This is a genomic window from Salegentibacter maritimus (assembly GCF_016236975.1).
Taxonomy (GTDB): Bacteria; Bacteroidota; Bacteroidia; order Flavobacteriales; family Flavobacteriaceae; genus Salegentibacter; species Salegentibacter maritimus.
On record NZ_JAEHNY010000015.1, the window covers coordinates 1 to 21,771 of the forward strand.

The 21,771-nt window shown below is 36.3% G+C and carries 14 protein-coding genes; all 14 read left to right on the forward strand.

The window, feature by feature from the left end:
* On the forward strand, nt 1–1,524 hold a 1,524-nt coding region (locus I6U50_RS14475; protein WP_198639365.1), incomplete at its 5' end, for a GMC family oxidoreductase.
* Between the two features lie 11 nt (nt 1,525–1,535).
* Nucleotides 1,536–2,225 (forward strand): gluconate 2-dehydrogenase subunit 3 family protein, encoded by a 690-nt coding sequence (locus I6U50_RS14480; protein ID WP_198639366.1) that lies wholly within the window; start codon nt 1,536–1,538, stop codon nt 2,223–2,225.
* A gap of 89 nt (nt 2,226–2,314) precedes the next feature.
* Nucleotides 2,315–5,380 carry a SusC/RagA family TonB-linked outer membrane protein gene (locus I6U50_RS14485; protein WP_198639367.1) on the forward strand — a complete coding sequence of 1,022 codons (3,066 nt, stop codon included), beginning with the start codon at nt 2,315–2,317 and terminating at the stop codon, nt 5,378–5,380.
* A gap of 11 nt (nt 5,381–5,391) precedes the next feature.
* A complete protein-coding gene (locus tag I6U50_RS14490) occupies nt 5,392–6,894 on the forward strand; it encodes a RagB/SusD family nutrient uptake outer membrane protein (RefSeq protein ID WP_198639368.1) in 1,503 nt (500 codons plus the stop codon).
* A gap of 82 nt (nt 6,895–6,976) precedes the next feature.
* Nucleotides 6,977–9,676 carry a glycoside hydrolase family 38 N-terminal domain-containing protein gene (locus I6U50_RS14495; protein WP_198639369.1) on the forward strand — a complete coding sequence of 900 codons (2,700 nt, stop codon included), beginning with the start codon at nt 6,977–6,979 and terminating at the stop codon, nt 9,674–9,676.
* A 22-nt stretch (nt 9,677–9,698) separates the two neighbouring features.
* On the forward strand, nt 9,699–11,090 hold the full coding sequence (locus I6U50_RS14500; RefSeq protein WP_198639370.1) for a glycoside hydrolase family 76 protein: 1,392 nt from the start codon (nt 9,699–9,701) through the stop codon (nt 11,088–11,090).
* 350 nt (nt 11,091–11,440) lie between these two features.
* The gene (locus tag I6U50_RS14505) at nt 11,441–12,460 is read left to right on the forward strand and encodes a LacI family DNA-binding transcriptional regulator (protein WP_198639371.1); all 1,020 of its coding nucleotides are present in this window, start codon (nt 11,441–11,443) and stop codon (nt 12,458–12,460) included.
* A gap of 137 nt (nt 12,461–12,597) precedes the next feature.
* Nucleotides 12,598–15,465 carry a glycoside hydrolase family 38 N-terminal domain-containing protein gene (locus I6U50_RS14510; protein ID WP_198639372.1) on the forward strand — a complete coding sequence of 956 codons (2,868 nt, stop codon included), beginning with the start codon at nt 12,598–12,600 and terminating at the stop codon, nt 15,463–15,465.
* A gap of 57 nt (nt 15,466–15,522) precedes the next feature.
* The gene (locus tag I6U50_RS14515) at nt 15,523–16,215 is read left to right on the forward strand and encodes an RraA family protein (RefSeq protein ID WP_232805953.1); all 693 of its coding nucleotides are present in this window, start codon (nt 15,523–15,525) and stop codon (nt 16,213–16,215) included.
* 40 nt (nt 16,216–16,255) lie between these two features.
* A complete protein-coding gene (locus tag I6U50_RS14520) occupies nt 16,256–17,701 on the forward strand; it encodes a sugar porter family MFS transporter (RefSeq protein ID WP_198639373.1) in 1,446 nt (481 codons plus the stop codon).
* Nucleotides 17,702–17,796: 95 nt separating this feature from the next.
* On the forward strand, nt 17,797–18,222 hold the full coding sequence (locus I6U50_RS14525) for a cupin domain-containing protein (RefSeq protein ID WP_198639374.1): 426 nt from the start codon (nt 17,797–17,799) through the stop codon (nt 18,220–18,222).
* Nucleotides 18,223–18,292: 70 nt separating this feature from the next.
* Nucleotides 18,293–19,096: an SDR family NAD(P)-dependent oxidoreductase gene (locus I6U50_RS14530; RefSeq protein ID WP_198639375.1), complete on the forward strand. Its 804-nt coding sequence runs from the start codon at nt 18,293–18,295 to the stop codon at nt 19,094–19,096.
* Nucleotides 19,097–19,368: 272 nt separating this feature from the next.
* Nucleotides 19,369–20,418, forward strand: a complete 1,050-nt coding sequence (locus I6U50_RS14535) for a lactonase family protein (protein ID WP_198639376.1) — start codon at nt 19,369–19,371, stop codon at nt 20,416–20,418.
* A 275-nt stretch (nt 20,419–20,693) separates the two neighbouring features.
* The gene (locus I6U50_RS14540; RefSeq protein ID WP_198639377.1) at nt 20,694–21,767 is read left to right on the forward strand and encodes a mannonate dehydratase; all 1,074 of its coding nucleotides are present in this window, start codon (nt 20,694–20,696) and stop codon (nt 21,765–21,767) included.
* Nucleotides 21,768–21,771: the final 4 nt, after the last annotated feature.

Consider the following 21,771-nt stretch of genomic DNA (forward strand, 5'->3'; position numbering starts at 1 on the left):
GGTAGTACCAGGCCTTTTGGTGATTTTGATATGGCTTATGGTGGTTGGGAATTAGAAGGTGAACCCTATACCCAAAATAATAACACCGAATTTTCATGGTTTCGCTCCAGGATGCTAGGGGGAAGAACCAACCATTGGGGACGTATTTCCTTGCGTTTTGGTCCTTTAGACTTTAAAAGAAAGGATTTTGATGGCAAAGGCGATAATTGGCCCATAGGTTATGAAGATGTGAAACCTTATTATGATAAAGTTGATAAGTTAATAGGAGTATTTGGTACTAAAGAAAACCTTCCAAACGAACCAGACGGGTTCTTTTTACCTCCTCCAAAACCAAGACTTCACGAGTTGTATATTAAAAAAGGTGCTACAAAAGCCGGTATCCCTATGATTCCCTCACGTTTGTCTATACTTACCAAGCCTGTTAATAAGGAAAGAGGAGCCTGTTTTTTTTGTAACCAATGCTCAAGATCCTGTATGGCATACGCCGATTTTTCATCATCATCAGTGCTTGTAAAACCGGCTACAGAGACAGGAAATGTAGATTTGTATGTTAATGCTATGGTTCGAGAAGTATTGACCAACGGTGAGGGGGAAGCTACCGGGGTTTCTTATATAAATAAAGAAAATTTAAAAGATTACGAAATTAAAGCTAAAGTGGTAATATTAGCTGCCAGTGCTTGTAGCTCTGCCCGAATTCTACTTAATTCCAAATCTTCTCAACATCCTAATGGTCTTGCTAACTCCAGTGAAGTAGTAGGGAAATATTTGCATGATTCTACAGGTTCTTCACGAGGAGGTTTTATTCCTAAATTAATGGACCGGGAGCGCTATAACGAAGATGGAGTGGGGGGTATGCACCTTTATACTCCCTGGTGGCTTAATGACAGTAAACATCTTGGTTTTACTCGTGGATATCATATAGAATACTGGGGAGGAATGAGTATGCCGGCATATGGTTTCGGTTTTAATACACAAGCTTTAAAAGAAGCAATTGGAGATACTTCACGTAATGCTTATGGTACGGGTCTTAAAAAGGATGTGAAAAAGTTTTACGGTGCTACGTTCGGGATGGCTGGCCGGGGAGAAAGTATCCCTAGAAAAGATAATTATTGTGAAATAGATGTGAATACGGTAGATAAATTTGGAATTCCTGTTTTAAAATTCAACTACAACTGGTCTGATGAAGAAGTGAAACAGGCAGCACATATGCAGGATACTTTTGAAGAAGTGATGCATAATATGGGCGCAATTCCGTTAGGAGATAAACCAGGGAAAGAATCTAATTATGGCCTTGAGAAGCCCGGAAAAATCATCCACGAAGTAGGGACTACAAGAATGGGGACAGATCCTGGAAGTTCAGTTGTAAATCAATATAATCAGGCTCATGATGTCCCTAACCTATTTGTGATGGATGGTGGCCCTTTTGTATCCCAGGCAGATAAAAATCCTACCTGGACTATTTTAGCACTGGCCTGGCGCGCTACAGATTATTTAATTGAAGAACTTAAAAAAGGAAATGTTTAAAGACGTGAATTATGGATAGAAGAGAATCGTTAAGAACATTGGTAATGGGAGGAATGGCTTCCAGTTTTTTTCTTAGTAGTTGTGTAAACGATAAAGAATCGCCTATTGAGGAAGGTGATATCATTGAAGAAAAGCAAGGTTATGGAAGAACTCCGGCAGAAATAGAAAGGGATGAAGACTTGATGTCTGAAACCTTTTTTACCGAAGAAGAAATGGCAATGATTACAAGCCTTTCAGATATTATTATTCCGGAGGATGAAGAATCTGTTTCTGCCACTGAAGCTGGAGTGCCAGAATTTATAGAATTTATTGTAAAAGACATACCCGAACATCAGCTCCCAATGCGAGGAGGTCTAATGTGGCTTAACCGGGAAAGCAGTAAACAATTTAATACGCTTTTTGTTGAGGCTTCAAAAGAGAACCAGTTAATAATCATCGATCAAATTGCATACCCGCAGGATTTCGAGAAAACATCACCGGGGCCAACTTTTTTTAGAAGAATTAAAAACTTGGTAGTTACAGGGTATTTTACCAGTGAGCCAGGTATTGAATATCTTGATTATCGCGGAAACATTCCAAATGTTTGGGATGGTGTTCCGCAGCAGGTTCTAGAAAAACACGGGATGGAATATGACAAAAACAAAGTCTCTTTATATATGAAGCCCGAAGAGCGTGGTAAAATTATGAAGTGGGACAAATAGAAAAGTAATTTACATTTTTTTAAAATCAGACAACTAAAGCGGTTTAGTTAAAGCTTAAAATAGAATTATATTAATTTTAAAAACTATATATGAATTCAAAAAGATTCAAAATGTTTTTGTTTTTAGCAGTGTTTTTTTGCGCTGCAAATGCAAATTCACAAGCAACAGTTTCGGGCACTGTCTCAGATGAAAATGGTCCTATTCCCGGAGTAAACGTAATGGTAAAAGGAACTAGTCAAGGGACTCAAACTGATTTTGACGGAAACTATAGCCTTGAAAATCTTAAAGAAGATGCAGTTCTTATCTTCAGTTTTATTGGTTATAGTAAACAAGAGGTAACCGTGAATGGAAAAACTATCATTAATATGAGTCTGCAGGAAGACACTGAATCCCTGGAGACAGTAGTTGTGGTTGGGTACGGTACCCAAAAGAAATCAGATCTTACAGGCTCGGTATCTACTATAGATAGCAAGTCTATACAGGAATCGCCGGTAACTAACCCTGAACAGGCCCTGGCAGGTAAGGCAACAGGGGTTAATGTTTCCAGTAATTCTGGTCGACCAGGAGGGAATACCAATGTTCGAATTAGGGGGAGTAGCTCCATTAATGCGAGTAATGGTCCTCTTTATGTAGTGGACGGGGTCATAGGTGCAGGACCTATCAATTATTTAAATCCTAACGATATCGATTCTATAGAGGTGCTTAAAGATGCTTCAGCCACAGCTATTTATGGAGCCCGTGGCGCTAACGGGGTTATTATTGTATCCACAAAAAGAGGTGGTAAGAGTGAGGGTACAATATCCTATAGCGGTTATACGAGTATAGGAACCATTGCAAGAAAATTAGGTGTGCTCACTTCTTCAGAATTTTTGCAAACCGAGCTTAATTCTTATAACAATGCCCAAAAATATGATCCTACCGGGTGGGAGCAAGGGAAGTATAATGACCCCATGAGCTTTCGTGACGATAGGAGGTTGTTTGATGAAAGCGGTAATCCACTATATGATACCGACTGGCAGGAAGAAGCCACCAGAATTGCAATTACCCAAAATCATAATCTTTCTTTTACCGGAGGAGATAATAAACAATCCTATGGACTTTTTTTAAATTATGCCAATCAGGAAGGGATTATGTTAGAGTCATATTTAAAACGATATTCTGCAAGGTTTGTGATGGACAATCAAATAAAAGATTGGTTGAAAGTGGGAGGGGGTATGACCTTTAATCACGTTGAAGAAAACAGGGTTGATGGTGGTACAGGAGCACTTACCCCTTTGCGGATGATGATTGAAACCTTGCCCATTATTCCGGTCAAATACCCAGATGGTACTTACGGTACTAATGCCGATTATCCCAATATGGAAGGAGGTGAAAACCCGGTAAACCTCTTGAAAAATAGATCTAGCCTTTATAAAACACAAACTGTGCTTGGCAATGTGTATGCTAATTTCATTTTGGCCGATGGTTTAGAACTGCGAAGTAGTATTGGAGCAAACATAGTGAATGAACAGAATAATTTTTATTCCGGGAGGTCCTTAAGGCAACTAAGTGCTGATTACGACGGGGAGGCTTCTGTTAATAATACCCGCACAAATTATTGGCAATTTGAAAATTATCTAACCTATAAAAAGGAATTTAATGAAGACCATTCAATTGAGGCTTTGGCTGGGATTGGGTGGCAACAGTTTGATTATTTCAACAGTTTTGCCGGTGCAAGGGGCTTTTCAGATGATTTTTACCAATATAATAATTTGGGAGTTGGTTCAAGCCCATTAACACCGCGATCTGATACCTACAAATGGTCCATGAATTCCTATTTTGGTAGGCTGAACTATAACATGATGGGGAAATATCTATTCACCATTACAGGTCGTTTAGACGGTTCTTCTAGATTTGGAAGCGATAAGAAAAACTCATTTTTTCCTTCTGGGGCCTTTGCTTGGCGGGTGTCTGAAGAAGACTTTCTTAAAGATAGTAATGTGATTAACAACCTTAAGTTCCGTACCAGTTATGGTGAAACGGGGAATACAGAAATAGGCGTATATCAATCTCTAGCCAGTTTAAGTACAAGTACGGCAATTCTATCTGGGCGGCGCGCTACAGGAGTTGGAATAGGTACTTTGGCCAATCCAGATCTAAAATGGGAAAAGACCGCTCAGTTTGATGCTGGGCTGGAATTAGGAATATTTAAAAACAGGATAAGCTTAGATGCCGATGTGTATTACAAAAAAACGACGGACATGTTACTTAGTGCACCTGTACCTACTTCTAGCGGCTATTCTAGTATTTACAAAAATGTGGGAAGTATGGAAAATAAAGGGCTTGAAATTGCTTTGGAAACCCGCAATATAAGTAGCGATAATTTTAGTTGGAGTACTACTTTCAATATTTCTTTTAACAAGAATGAGGTTGTCGAACTTGGCCAAGCCAATGACGATATTTTTCCCGGTCCTTATTTTGTATCAAACACCAATATTTTAAGAGTAGGCGAACCAGTTGGTTCCTTCTATGGTTTAATTAGAGAAGGTACTTGGGGAAGCGAGGAAGCCAGTGAAGCGTCAACTTATGGCTTATTACCTGGTGATATAAAACATAAAGACATAAATGGGGATGGTGAAATAAATGCTGCTGACCGGGTGATTATGGGCAACGGATTTCCTAAAGGTTTCGGTGCACTTTTTAATACCTTTAGCTATAAAAATTTCGATCTAACGTTAGACTTACAGTTTAGTTATGGTAATGATATTCTAAATATGTCCCGAAGTACTGCTGAAGACCGGATCGGGCAAGCAAGTAGTTTCTCATCAATACTTGACGGATGGACTCCTGGCAATCAAGCCACCAATATTGCTCAAAATAGACCGGCAAAATCATATTATACCTTAAATGTTGATAGTAGATGGGTTGAAGACGGTTCTTTTATTAGAGGGAGAAATCTTATCTTAGGGTATAATTTTGATCAGGATATCCTTGATAAAATAGGGTTTAATCAATTACGGATTTATGCTTCTTTGCAAAATTTCTTTTTGTTGACAGATTATTCTGGGTACGATCCCGAAGTAGCTACTTATGGTGATGCTTTTGCGCAGGGAATCACCTTTTTTGATTATCCAAAACCACGAACTCTTACCTTGGGACTAAACCTTAATTTTTAAAATATAACGTTATGAAATTAGTAAACAGAACATATATTTTTGCCTTCGGTTTCTCTATTTTGATGTTGGGAAGCAGTTGCTCTGATTTTTTAGAAGAAAAGAATGAATCAAACTATACACAAGATAATTATTTTCAAACTGCTGCACAAGCAGAAACAGTTATCAATGAGCTATATGCTGAACTAAGATTTGTTCTTGATAATGTTGGGACGTATGGGGAAGGACCATTTATGATGCTTGAATTCCCAACCGGTCTATTAAATACCGAAGTTGGTCAAGCCGAATTTAACCGTAACCTTCGTACATTAAACGCCAATGCCGAAAACAACTATTTCAATGTCTGGTGGGAACAATCTTTCGAGGCAATAGCTAATGCAAACTTGGCGATTTCTAATATTCCAGGAATAGATATGAATGATGCCAACAAAAAGAAACTTATTGCTCAGGCTAAATTCATGAGGGCTTTTCATTATTTTAATTTGGTCCGCATATTTGGGGATGTGCCGCTAATATTAGAGCCGGTAGATGCCACCTCAGAATTGCTTTATCCTGAACGTACCCCAAAGGCAGAGGTCTATAATGCTATTGTGAGTGATCTTATCGATGCTGAAGCAGCTGGTTTGTCTTTTAAGGATACAACCGGAAAGGTTAGCACAGGCGCAATAAAATCCTTATTGTCTAGTGTTTATCTCACTATGGCTGGTTACCCCTTGCAGGCCGGAGATGAATACTATAAAATGTCTGCAGACAAAGCTAAAGAAGTAATTGAAAATAGTAGCTATAACTTATTTAACGATTACGATGAACTTCATGATCCGGAAACTCAAAACTCAGGTGAGTTTATTTTTCAAAATAACTATTTGGCAGGGGCCAACCTAACAAATTATTTAACGCAATGGTTATTACCACGGGCATTAAATATTTCAAAATTCTCTGATGAATTTGGGGTAATGTACCCAACAGAAGCTTTTATATCATCGCATGAACCAGGTGATAAACGTATAGAGGAAAAAGAATTTTACTTTACGGAATATCCTTCTATAGACGATCAAGATCAAATAGTAAATTTCAATGCGCATTACATCTATAAATATTTTGATGAAAATGCTGTGTTAGAAACTGCACAAAGTGATTTGAATTGGACATTTTTCCGCTACGCCGAGGTTTTATTAACCTATGCTGAAGCTGGATATGAAGCCTATGGCCCTACTACTGACGTGCTAGAAGCAATAAATAAAGTGAGAAGAAGAGCTCAACTTCCGGAATTCGATTCGAATATAACTAAGGAAGATATCTGGAGAGAACGTTTCCATGAATTAGCTTTCGAGAACAAATATTGGTTTGATATGGTGAGGAGAAGAAAAGTATTGAATGTTGAATCTGGAAACTGGGATGACTTTATAGGACATCAATTTACTTATGGTCCATCTCTAACTGAGAAATACCTGCTATTTGGAATACCTCAAAGAGAAATTGATAATAACAAAAAATTGACCCAAAATCCAGGATGGTAATTTAATAAAAAGGCAGGCTACCTATTGATATGGCCCTGCCTATTAAAACTAAATTTATTAGTAATTTTCATATCTTTTTATAATGAAAAAATTCATTTTTAGAATTGCACTTATAAGTCTTTTTACGATACTTATTCCCAAAAATTTGATTGGACAACAAATAGTTGATGAAGAAGCCTACAATTTATTAAAGGACTTATCTAAGTCAAAACTCGCGGAAGGAGAAATACTATTATTTACCACAACCCATGAAGACATAGGATGGCTAAATGAACCGGAAATTATGAAGATAGAGCGTGACAGATTATGGTTGACCCCATATATAGAACGTTTGAAAACGGAGCCTGATTTTAAGATGGATATTGAGCAATCGTCTATTGTAATGGAGTATCTGCATAGACATCCAGAGGAAAAAGAAATTTTTATAAATTTTGTAAAGGAAGGAAGGGTTTCTATCGGTGGTGCATATGTGCAAACGTATGAGGGAATGTATTCTGGAGAATCCTTAGCCAGACAATTTTACTTCGGTAAAAAGTGGATGAAGGATAATTTAGATGGATATGAAACTAATGTCTATTTTAATAATGATGTTCCAGCCAGAACTATGCAAATGCCACAATTGGCGAGTAAAGCAGGAGTTAACAATTTCGTATTTGCCAGACATATAAAAGGTCTGTTTCATTGGGAGTCCCCTGATGGTTCTAAGGTACAGTGTTATAGTCCGGGAAATCACTATATGGAATTTTACAATCTACTGGGGCAAAAAGATAAGGCTGCAATAAAAACAATGGCACAGGATGCGGTAGACTGGTATACCAATTATAACAACAAATCCTCAAAGAATACAGTAATGCCAGCGATGTTGAATTATGAATTTATTTGGCCCCAAGAACCGGTGGAGAATACCGTTCCCTTTATGAAAAAATGGAATACTATATCTACTATAAAAACAGAAGATAAAAGACGGATTAGGGTAGACCTACCAAAATTCAGATATGCAACGGCTGAGGAATTTTTTGAGAAAGCAGCCGAGACTACAACGATAGAGAAAACCATTAAAGGAGAGCGCCCGAACACTTGGGTGTATATTCATGGAGCTGGGCATCAAAAAGCATTAAACGCAAGTAGAGAAGGAGATATATTAATGACTCAGGCTGAAAAGTTTGCGACGGCAAATGCTTTAATTGATGATTCTTTTAAGAAGTATCCAGAAAGGCAACTTTACAAAGCTTGGGAATCTAAAATTTATCCAGATCATGGTTGGGGAGGAAAAGGCGGTGATGTTACTGACAATTTATTTCTTCAAAAATTTCTTTTTGCCAAATCAGAAGCTGAAAAGGTACTTGATGAATCGTTAAAAGCTATTGCAAGTAAAATTGCTTTTAACCCAGAAAAAGGTATTCCAATTGTTGTTTTTAACAGCTTGAGTTGGGACCGGTCTGATCCTGTAAGTTTTAGTATTAATTTTGGGGAGAATAAAACCAAGAATATAAAGTTGGTTACCGAGATAGGTAAAAATGTACCTGCACAGTTATCCAATATGGAATATTATTCAAATGGATACTTAAAATCGATTGAGGTGAATTTTGTTGCTGAAAAACTTCCTTCCATTGGATACAGAACATTCTATTTAAAATCTACTAAGGAAGAAAAGTCAAATATAATTGCAAGTAATACGAAAAATGTATTTGAAAACTCTTTTTACAAAGTCAAATTTGGCAACGGCGGTTTAGAAAGTATATATGATAAAGCCCTGAATAAAGAGCTGATTAAATCAAATCAGTTTAAAGCCGGAGAAATTTTTGCCCTGAATTCCGAAGGTAATGGTGCCGGAGAATTTTCTGAGGTACAACAGCCTGATACAAGTTTCTTTGATAAATTGGGGACTGGAACTACTAACTGGAAAATTATTGAGGAAGGTGATGTCTACACATCCTATAGTATGCGTCAAAAAATGAAAGAAGCCGTAGTTGAGATGAGAATCAAATTTTACAACACTACAAAAAAAATAGATTTTGATGTAGATTTGCTCAATTGGGACGGCGTGATGTATAGGGAATTCCGAATGGCACTTCCATTAAATATGAACAATGGTGAGGTAACCTATGAAGTTCCCTTCGGCGCGGTTACAGTAGGTAAAGATGAATTGAGGGGTACAGGTGGAGAATTTTATAACACCCCAGTACGCGAAATTCATCCTAGAGCCATAGAAAATTGGGTTTCTGCCAGTAATGAAGATTTTGGGGTGACCCTAAGTTCAAGTGTCGTTACCGCAGATTGGATGAACCCTACCGATTCCTTGGATACCCAAACCATTTTACAGCCCATTCTTTTAGCCTCAAGAAAAAGTTGTCATTGGGAAGGCAATGATTATCATCAAACCGGTGATCATCATTTTTCATTTAGTTTAACATCACACTCAAGTGGCTGGAAAAACGGTCAACGTTTTGGTAAACAGGCTAATGAAAAATTAAAAGTTGTGGTAGCACCGGCTTCATATAAATCAACGACTTTACCCGAACAGCTTAGTTTCTTTAGTACCGATAAAGATAATGTAGTAATTTCGACGGTAAAGAAAGCGGAAGATGATCAAAGCACTATTATTCGACTTTATGAAACCGATGGTAGGGATGTTAATGCAGAAATTTCAATTTTTAAACCTATTGGGAAGGCGCAATTAACCAACTTAATAGAAGAACCTATTGAGAATATATCATTAAATGAACAAAAAATTGAACTCAAAGTAGGACATAATGCTATTGAGACTATAAAAATAGAGTAATTTAATTTATTATGATACAATTATGAAAAGGCGAAATTTTATTAGAATTGTTGGAAGTACTGGATTATTAATAGGTGCCACCGGTACGATGTTTGCCTACAACCCTTTAACCAGAGCAGATAGTGAAGAGAAGTTAAAACAACTTTGTTTTAAGGCTTTTGAACGTTTTGAAAGTGTCTGGGATTTTAATGATTTTTGGAAACGTGGTAACACCTTTGATGCCTGCCTTATTTTTGTGGATGCCTTAAAAGATCAATGGCCAGATGATCCAGAAGTTGAGATTATTCAAAAAAAGGTAGGCAAAATGCTGGAAAAAAATCTTGTTTTTTTTAATAGCTTTGATCCAGGCGATCTTTGGGCAGACGACTTTGGGTGGTGGGGTATTATGGCGCTAAATGCTCGTAAACATCTTTTACAATTAGACAATAAAGAACTCGGTGAGCAATACTTAAAATTGTCAACAGACCTCTGTTGGGAATATAAAAAGAAGACAGCCTATGATCATACAGAAACCGGAGTCCCAGTTTTACACGGATGTAGGAATGGCGATGCAAATGGAGATAGCTTAGGGGTTAAGAACACAGTAACAAATGTACTACTCTTTTTACTTTCTTCACGAATTTATCGGTTATCCTTAACTGAAGCGATCCCCGATAATGATAAATATCTTGATATGGCCTACCGTCAATGGCTATGGTTCAATGAGTGGTTTGAATTAGATAGATATCAATATTTAAAGAAAATACCTGATACTGGTGCTTTGGTTCAAGAACGCCCAATGGCATTTTTTGAAGGATCTACATATCAGGAAAAAATACATCCACCATGGGCAGAAGGCTGGGTTTGGTCAGGGGATCAAGGTATGATAATAGCTGCCTTAACCGATATGTTAGCAATCAAAGATGAGTTAGCTCAATATCTTATTTCAAATGAAATTGATGCTGACTTCGATGTAAATAATTACGAATTAAGATTAAGAAACTTAATAAAACAAATTGGACTTGGAGTGAAGAAAGCTATGATTTCTGATGTAGATGGAATTATTCGGGAAGCACCTTGTTTTTCTAGTTTTGGTCCAGAACATGGCAGGGACTATGTAGCTGGTCGTGGAATTTTAATGCGTTATTTAAGTAGTGATGAAGAAAGAAACCTTTTAGGCGTAGATCTAACCGAGAATATTAGGAATACAGTGAAAGCCATTTGGAATACGCGCAATAAAGTCACTAATCAGATGCAACCTGAATTTACCAGCGTTGAAAATGATAAGTTATATGTTGAGCAGTTTAGAAAACTTTGGGGCTTAGCAGACGATGTACATAAATGGGATATTGAGACCATGAAAGAGAAAAACAAAAATGGGGTTTGTCAAGCAGTAGGTCTAGATATCCTTGGAGCAGCTATAAAGACACTTTGATATGAGTTGAGTTATAATGATCCGTTACGAGAAGAATGATTAGAAGTATAGCATCCTGAGCACTTTGAAAAAACATTTATTATAGAACTTGGTCTTACAAATAGAAGGTGTGATCAATTTAAAAAGCTCCACTAAAATAAACTTTTAGATTAAATAGATGGCGAATTAAGTAGGAGATAATTTGAGATAGAATATCACGTCCGTAGAATACATTATCTTTGAAATAGATTAGAAGAATTAAAGGTTATATAATTAGGTGGGAGGAACTGCACTATACCGTAGTTATAATTTTCAACACGTTTAAAACTATTTTTCTCTTAGAAGGTAGTTTGTGATTATATGTAATAATTATGAAAAAAATTTATTTAAAGGATATAGCAAAACATCTAAATGTGTCTAAAACTGCCGTTTCACTAGTATTAAATAATAAGGGCGATGAGAATAAAATTAGTTTGGCAACTCAAAAACGTATTAAAGAATATGCAAAAAAACATAATTATGAGCCAAATCAATTGGCTCGCAGTTTAAGTACGGGTAAAAGTAAAAACATCGGCCTTATTATACCTGATATTTCTGATACATTTTATGCTAAAATAGCAAGCAGAGTAGAGAATATGTCCGAGAAGTTGGGTTATACTGTTCTTTTTAGTAGTTCGAACGAGAACCCCAATAAAGAAACAAAACTTATTCAATCATTGTTAAATCGTCAGGTGGAAGGTTTAATCATTGCTTCGACCCAGCAAAACCAAAAGGATATACAAATATTAAAAACTAAAAATATGCCCTTCGTATTAATTGATAGGTATTATCCTAATTACGATACGAACTATGTGATTGTTGACAATTATGGTGGAGTGAATGACGCAGTTAAACATCTTTGGGATTTGGGAAGGCGTAAAATCGGTTTCATATCATTAAAGCCGGGATTAGAGGCAATGAGACAGCGATTAATGGGGTATCGCGATGCAATGAAAGATTTTGGTGTGGATACCGATGATGTTATTAAAGAGCTTTCATATAATAATTATGAAAATGAAATAAAAAACGCAATCGAAGAACTGGTGAGACACCCTAATAACGTAGATTCCATAATGTTTTCAACTCATTATCTGGCAGCTTTGGGTTTAAGGGAGCTGCGTAGTTTAAATATTAAAGTGCCCGATGATGTTGCTATAATCAGTTTTGATGAAATGGGTGCTTTTGATCTAGTAGATCCCCCTATTACATCAGTATTACAGCCTGTATCAGATATAGGTGGTTTTGCGGTTAAAATTTTAATGCAGGAAATTGAAGGTAAAAGTGTAGAGATAGAAAAAAGAATGGTTTTGGATACCGAGCTTATTGTGCGAAGATCCTGTGGAGCAAGTTAAATTTTTTAAAACAGTATACCTAAACCGGTTAAGTTTTAATAGTTTCATTGACTTCTAAGCTTGTAATTGTGCCTAATTTTAATAAGAAATGTAAACAATATAAATATAGTGTAGTAAAAATCTAAATGAAATTCAAAATGAAAAAAAAGAAAATTCTTCTTGTACTTATCTTAATGTTTAATCTAGGTTTTTCTCAACAAGTCGAAATTAATTCAGAAATATTAATAGATTACGTAAAACCTTATGAATACAAAAGGACAGACAATAACTTCCTTACCAAAGCCACTTTATCCGTTGAGAACCCCATGATTTTCAAAAAAATCAAATTGGAAAATGGATATGTAACTAAAATAGAACATAAGGATGGAAAAGCTTGGGTTTGGTTGCCTGTAATTGGCCAGCCAGAAATGATGAAAATTGTTGGCTCTAAAAAAGGAAGTAGTCAAAAACAATTATTTACTCCTTTAGTGACTTCGGACTGGGATCATTTTAAAAATGGAACTTTTCATATTATCTCCTCCACTCATCAGGACATCGGCTGGGAAGATACGCCCGAAGTAATGCGAAATGAAAGGATCGAGGACATTATCGGTCCCGCCCTAGATATCATGAAGACCGATGAAGATTTTTATTTCGGGATGGAGCAGGCCTTGAATCTAAAAGAATTTATAGAAGCCCATCCCGAAAGAAAGAAAGAGATAATGAAGCGGAGTAAAGAAGGTAGATTTACTTGGGGGGCAACCTATAATCAACCTTATGAAGGAATGCAAACAAGTGAACAACTAGTAAGAGAAATGTATTTTGGAAGGCGTTGGATCAAAAAGAACTTTGAAGGTCTTGATGTTGAAACAGCATTCAATACAGACGTGCCCGGTAGAACCCTACAATTTCCCCAAATATTGGCTAAATCTGGAGTCAAAAACTTATATGTCTCCAGAATGAAGGAAGGTTTTTATGATTGGTATTCGCCTGATGGATCTTCTGTTTTTACCTACACTCCAGGGAACTACGGCTGGGCACTAATGTTTTATAAATTATTCGAAGAAGACGCCATAGAGGCCATGCACAAAATACAGAATAGGGTAAAGATGTGGAGTGATTATTATCGTGAGAATGATTTGCCACCCCATTTTGCTATTGTTATTAGCAACGATGCCTCTGGTCCCATGAATTATGGAAATCTGGTAACGGAATGGAATAAAATAGTCTCAAAAACTGGGGCCGAAATACCGAAGTTAAGACATTCCTCTATGAGAGGGTTTATGAATGAAATAAACAACCCTGGTGCCAATTTTAAAAAAATTAAAGGTGATCGTCCCAATCTTTGGGCCTATATTCATGGTCCAGGCCATCATAAGGCGATAACAGCTTCGAGGCATGCCGGCAGAATGTTGCCTACAGCAGAAATTTTCTCTACTATAAATGCAATGATCCATAACTCTTTCGCAAATTATCCTACAGAAGATCTTTCGTATGCCTTTGAGGAGTCTATTTACCCTGATCATGGTTGGGGTGGTAAAAATGGAGCGATAACGGACAGTGTTTTTAGGTCTAAACTAGAATTTGCTGCTGGTGAATCAGATAGGATTATTAAAAACGCGCTTCAATCTATATCTAAGGAAATCAAGACCGAAGAACCAAATGCATTAATCGTTTACAATGATCTTTCGTGGAATAGAAGCGGATTGGCCTCGGTTAAAATTGAGGATTCTCGGGACTATTATGTTGTCGATCGAAATGGAATCATTGTGCCCTCTCAAGAGGTAAAGGTTGATGATAAAAAGATGATACAATTTTTCGCCAAGAACATTCCTTCTTTAGGGTACAGTACGTATTATTTGAGAAAAGGTAAAAAGAAGGTTAAGGTCAACAAAACGGTTGTACCAAACGCACTGAATAATAAATTTTATTCCCTGCGGCTTGGTGATGGTGGAATCACCTATTTATATGACAAAGAGTTAGAGAGAGAGGTTATCAAAAGCACTCGTTTTGCAGGAGGAGATGTACTTACGCTTGGTTATGATGGTAACGGTGCAGGTGAGTTTACTCAAATGACAGAACCTAATATGCATGGTTATGATAAAACGAGTTTTCATCGAGCACAGTGGTCATTAAAAGAGGATGGGCCACTTTTTACCGAGTATGAGAACAAAGCTAAGTTTAAGCATGCTAATATAGTTCAAAAAATACGTGTTTATCATCAGGAGAAAAAAATAGATTTTTTTGTCGATATGTTAAACTGGGATGGAACACATAACCGTGAGTTTCGTTTTGCCATTCCATTGAATATGGAGGATGCGAAAATTAAGTATGAAGTTCCAATGGCAATTGCTGAAGTAGGTGAAACAGAAATGAAACAAGCTCCGGGTGGTTGGGCTTGGGGAGGCACTTATGACCAAGAACTGGTTGAGACGCATCCTCGAGAGGTGATGAATTATATATCGGCAGAAACGGATGAGTTTGGGATTACCATGGCCGTTGATGTCGCTTTGGCCGATTGGATTGACCCAACTAGAGAGGCTGTAGACTATCCTGTTTTGCAGGGATTAATGTTGGCCTCCAATAAAAGCGTCCATCACGAAGGGAATTGGTACGAGCAGAAAGGAGATCATCATTTTCGATTTTCTTTGGCATCTCATAAACCAAGTGATAAAATTGCCTATCAGTTTGGTGTTTCTAGTAATCATTCGCTCAGAACGGTCTTAAAAAAGAAAAAAGAACCGAATGGCAACCTTCCATATAAGAAAAGCTTTTTTACTGTATCAAACCCTATGGTACGGATTAGCACTATAAAAAAAGCTGAAGATGATAACGAGGTTATTTTAAGGTTAGTAGAGATGGCAGGAGTAGCTAAGAATGTTGGTATTGAAGTATCAAAGCCAGTTAAAAGACTAATAAAAACAAATTTGATAGAAGAAGAAAAAAAGAATATGGATCAGTCTGGCAATAGCTTTAATATTAATATAGGCAAAAATTCTATTGATACTTATAAACTAGAATTTTAAAAATAGAAAAGTGTCAATGCAATTACTAAATTGAGATAAACAACAAAATATAGAATTATGGAATTATGGAAAAATGACGACGAACTTTTTAAAATAGCAAAACAAGAACTTTTTGTAGCCTTAGTCGGTGACATATTAGATGAAATGGGATTTCAACATCAATTTCTACCACCTACATTAAAACCATTAGAGAATCAGTTTCAACTTATTGGACGAGCAATGCCTGTTTTAGAAGCGGATGTGTTTTCGGAAAGCCCTGAAGCGACTAAAAATCCAATGATGAAAAAACCATTTGGAATTATGTTCGAGGCATTGGATAGCCTAAAAAAGAACGAGGTATATATCTGTTCAGGATCATCACCTAGGTATGCTCTATGGGGTGGACTTATGAGTACTCGCGCAATCAAACTTGGTGCTGCAGGAGCGGTTTTAAATGGATGGTCTCGGGATACTGATGAAATTATAAATCTAGGATTTCCCACGTTTTCTCTTGGTGGATATGCTCAAGATCAGGGGCCACGCGGAAAAGTAATTGATTATAGAGTGCCTATTGAAATAGAGGGTGTTCGAATCAATCCAGGAGATATAATATATGGGGATCGAGATGGAGTGCTAGTTGTGCCTAAAGATGTTGTAAAGGAAGCTTTTGCCGGTGCGATTGAAAAAGCCAGAGGAGAGCAAACGGTTAAAAAAGCTTTAGAAAATGGAATGAGTACAGTCGATGCCTTCGAGAAATTTGGAATAATGTAAAAACTGCTAGTAAAGTGAAATAATTAAATATAAAATGTACATGAAGCAAAAAACTTCTTTTTATCTCATTGGAATAAGTCTAGTTTCGACCATAGGAGGATTCCTTTTTGGTTATGATACCGCGGTAATTTCGGGCAGTAATTCTTTTCTCGAAAAGCAATTTGATTTAACGCCTAGTATGTTAGGTTGGGTTGTATCATCTGCGCTATTAGGCACCCTATTAGGTTGTATAATTTCCGGAAGTATTACGGATAGGTATGGAAGGAAAAAAACCTTGATTGTTGCAGCTTTGTGTTTAACGATTTCCGCTTTGGGTTCCATGTTTCCGCCACAATTTCTGGGAGATATGGAAACTCATCATTGGTTTTCAGCTGATAGTGGTTTTGCGTTTAAGTTTCTTATTGTAGCCCGTATTATTGGCGGAATAGGTGTAGGAGTAACTTCTGTAGTAGCCCCAATTTATATTTCAGAACTGACGTTGCCTGAAAAAAGAGGGAAAATGGTTTCGCTTTACCAACTATCCATAACCTTAGGTATTTTGTTGGCATTTTTAGTCGATTGGTTAATTTTGAATAATGCAGGGGATGCTGCAGGTGTGGTTAGTGGTGAAAAAATTAGTTTATGGAATTGGCTTTTTGTAGAAGAACTTTGGCGAGGAATGTTTGGAACAGAAATTCCTATAGCCCTTCTTTTCTTAGTTTTACTCTTTTTCGTACCGGAAAGTCCCCGATGGGCCTTTAATAAAGGAGAAAAAGATAAAGCCATGAGAACCATGATAATGATTGGCGGAAAAATCCAAGCGGAAGCTCAGATGAATGAAATGTTGAAAGTAGAAAATACCGAGACCGGTGGAATAAGGAACTTATTTCGACCCTCCTTAAGAAGACCCCTTCTAATTGGTATTTTTCTTCCAATGTTTTCACATTTAAGTGGTATTGCGGCTATTATGTATTTTGCTCCAAATATTATTAATGAATCAATTGCTAGTGTACAAAGTTCTTTTTTAGGGGCTGTTCTTGTCGGTTTAGTAAACTCAATATTCACTTTTGTAGCTATTGTGAATATTGAAAAATATGGAAGAAGAAAATTACTTTTAATTGGTGTTACAGGAGCATTTATCTCTTTGGCCACGGTAGGAGTTCTTTTTGCTGTAGGATCAAATTTAGTGATTATTGCACTTTTATTTTATGTAGCTTGTTTTGCATTTTCTTATGGTCCAATTGTTTGGGTTATTATAAGTGAAATTTTTCCTACAAATGTTCGAGGCTTTGCAGTGTCCATAGGGAGCTTTTCATTAATGCTAACCGGTTTTGTGGTTACCCTGACCAACCCTATTCTTATAGAGAAAATTGAAGCATCCGGCACATTCTTTCTCTATGCCGCTCTAACCTTACCAGCCATATTATTTATTTGGAAATTCGTGCCTGAAACTAAGGGAAAAACCTTGGAAGAAATAGAAAGGTTTTGGAACGAAAATGAAAAGTAATATAGTTGGTTTCGAAAATATTAAGCCAGTTGGAGCTAAAGCTAAAATAAAAAATTTAAAAAGGGAGTGTTATCCTATTATAAGAACAAATTAAAATGAAGAATATAGAAAAATATAATATTGGAAAGAATGGAGGGTTTAAACCTTTTTTCATTAGTGAAGGTTGGCAAATCGCTCAATTGGACTACACCCCTGAACAAAATATTGAAAAATTGAATAAATTAGATCGCCACCAACATACTGATGAAGCTTTCTTCTTACTTAAAGGAAAGGTTGTTCTTATTAGTGCCCATTATATTGATGAAATTTTTGAGTTTGAAGTAGAATTAATTGAAAATGGAAATGTTTACAATATACCACAAAATACGTGGCATAACATTGCAATGGAAGAAGGTAGTGAAGTATTGATTGTGGAGAAAGCAAATACTCACATTTCAGACGTTCAATTTTTATTCTTGAAAGAAAATAAAATAAAAGAAATGAAGAGTCTTGTAAAACAAGCTTTTTGTAAAAAAAAATAATAAAAGTCTTAAAATCAAATTCCAACGAGAAAATGACAATAAGGAACAAAGAACAAAAAATAGAAAACATATGTTAGGAATAGACTTAGTGGGAAAAAAAGTTTTGGTTACAGGTGGAAGTCAAGGAATAGGATCTGGAATCTGTAGAGTATTAGCATCCTGTGGAGCCGATGTTTTTATTAATTATTTCAAAAACAAGGATAAAGCTGAAACATTGGCCAAGGAAATTCGGAATGAATATAAAGTTGATGCGGTTGCAGGGAAAGCCGATGTCTCAAAAGCTAAACAAGTGGAAGCAATGTTTTTACAAATGGATAAAAGTTTTGGAAGCTTGGATATTTTGGTCAATAATGCAGGAACCGAAAGTATAGCTCATTTTTTAGATATAGAAGAAGAAGAATGGGATCGGGTGCTCAATACTAATTTGAAAGGCTCATTTCTGTGCGCCCAGGAAGCTGGTAAGAGAATGGCTCAAAAGAAGTATGGAACAATTATCAACATATCTTCTATTCACGATACTGTACCGCGGAAAGGTTTGGTTCATTATTGTGCGGCTAAAGCCGGATTAAAAATGCTTTCCAAATGCTTATCTTTAGAGTTGGCCGATAGTAATATTCGGGTGGTTACCATTTCACCTGGAGCCATCGAGACAGAGATGAATCGTAAGGAAATCGCCGAGTTTGGAGAAGATAAATTTACAGAATGGATCCCACAAGGGAGGATTGGTAATATCCCTGATGTAGCTCATGCCGTTGCTTTTTTGGTTAGCGATTTGGCTAATTATATTAATGGCACCGAACTCTATATTGATGGCTCGTATATGAATCATACTATTAAGTATGATCCTCGCCCTCCAAGAACAAGTGAAACATAGATTAAGTTATAATTTTTTAAATAGATATTTAAGGGAAGAATGTAGTGAAAACCATCTGTTTCTAAACTTGTCTCTAACCCCCCCCGAGAAAGAGAATTATAGATTTTAAATGTTCAATTGGTGTTTTAAATGTAATTTCTAAGTAATTCATGAGAGACTCCATATTATCACTATATAGGAAACACGAACTTTAGATGTTTAGCCATTAAAGTTATATGATTTATCGTTATGGGAAGCGAAATGGATCTTTCAAAAGGTTATTTAAAAATAAAATGGAATTGTTAACTTTTTTTATTGGAAGCTATACAGAATATTTAATTCCTGAATTTGGGGGAATTGGTAAGGGCATTTATACAGTTCAACTTAACAATACAACTGGGGAACTGAAACTATTACATACTAAGAAAACTCGTAATCCTAGTTACTTATCTCTAAGCCAAAATAAGAGATATTTGTACTCCTGTACGGAATTGGATGAAAAGAAGAGTCCGAGGATAGAAGCGTATAAGATTGAGCAAAATTTTTCGTTACAAATTTTAAATACGCAGTCTATACAGGGGGGGTACCCCTGTCATATAAATGTAAATAACAGTAATATTCTAATTGCATGCTATGCAAGTGGAAATATTCAACAATTCCCATTGGATCAATCAGGTAAAATTTTTTCTTGTAGAAAAAACCTTTGGCATACTGGATCAAGTACTAATAAAAAAAGACAAGAAGGACCTCATCCTCATCAAGTATCTATACATCCAAATGGACGAGATATATATGTCTGTGATTTAGGTATTGATAAAGTCAAAGCCTATTACTTAAAAAAAGGTGTTTTATTTTCTAATGAAGAGAAGGATTGCTCTATATCCCGGGGAGGCGGACCACGTCATCTAGTTTTTAATCAGTTAGGTAATATTGCATATGTAAACAATGAGTTAACTAGTGATATTTCAGTATTAAAATATAATGGAAATAAATTTGAAGAGGTAAGTGCGTATAGTTCTTTACCAAAGCAATATAATAGAGAGCCTAGTGGATCTGCAATAAGAATTCATCCTAATGGAAAATTTATCTATGCAGCCAATAGAAAACTTGATGCTATTACTATTTTTAGTATTAATGAAACCAAATTAAATTTAATAGGATATCAATATACCAATGGTGAAGAGTTGAGAGAATTCAATATAACCCCAAATGGTAAGTGGTTAATAGCTTGTCATCAGAATTCGCATGATATTGTAGTTTTTTATATACGAAATGACGGGAAGTTAAATGAGAAATTTCGAACAAAAAAGATATTCTCACCTGTTTGTATCACATTTTTTTAAAACTTTTATAACCTTAATCTGATACTTAAGAACTATATCACCAACGGTTATTTAACCCTATAGTTTCTATCAATTTATGATTTGAAGATAGGATTGAGGAGTAAGATATAAAGGAGCTAATTTTTAAATTTTAAAGGCAAGGAATCAAATTCGTTTTGAATTTGAAGATTTTCGATCAAAAGTCAGTAGTATCAGGATGGAAATCATATTAAAAGATGAGAATTGGAGGTTCCAATTGTAAGAAGAAAGACATAATAATTAAATAAAATATTTTAATGAAATTAGGATTTGGATTATATAAGCATATGCTAAACGCCAAGCATTACAAATTTGCTAAACAATGTGGAGCTACCCATTTAGTGATACATCTAGTTGATTATTTTGGTCATAATGATAAGATTGCGGATCAACCAATAGGCGGTATAAATGGCTGGGGGAAAGCAGGGATTTCTAGTGAAATATGGAGTTTAGAAGAATTGTTGACTATAAAAAAAGAAATTAATGATCACGGACTCGAATTGGAAGCCATAGAAAACTTCGACCCGGCTCATTGGTACGACGTGCTATTAGATGGCCCTAAAAAGGAGGAGCAAATGCAGAACTTAAAACAGATCGTCCGTAATGTTGGGGAAGCCGGTATCCCGGTTATTGGTTATAATTTTTCTTTAGCAGGAGTAGCTGCAAGAACAAAAGGTGCCTATGCACGAGGAGGTGCAATTTCAGTTGGTATGGAAGGAGATGTGGATAATACTCCTATCCCTAACGGGATGGTATGGAATATGGTTTATGATGAAAATGCTCCTCAAGGGAATTTGCCGAATATTGAGCACACGGAGTTGTGGGATCGGTTAAAGTATTTTTTGGATGAAATTCTTCCTGTAGCTGAGGAGGCTGGGGTGAAAATGGCAGCCCATCCTGACGATCCGCCAATGCCTTACGTTAGAAGTACTCCTAGATTGGTGTATCAGCCAGATATGTATCAAAAACTGATTGATATGCGAGCTAGTCCTTCTAACAATCTTGAATTTTGTTTGGGTTCTATTGCAGAAATGTCCGAAGGCAATGTATATGAGGCAACAGATAATTACAGTATCCAAAAGAAGATCTCCTACATTCACTTTAGAAACATTGTTGGCAAAGTACCCAATTATAAAGAGGTATTCGTCGATGAAGGAGATATCGATATGTTTAAAATATTGCAAATTTTAAAAAAGAACGAATTTAATGGAGTATTGATACCGGACCATACCCCTCAAATGACTTGCGAGGCTCCATGGTTTGCGGGGATGGCATATGCAATGGGATACATGAAAGCTGCTTTAAAAATATTAAACGAGAGTGAAGATTAGACGA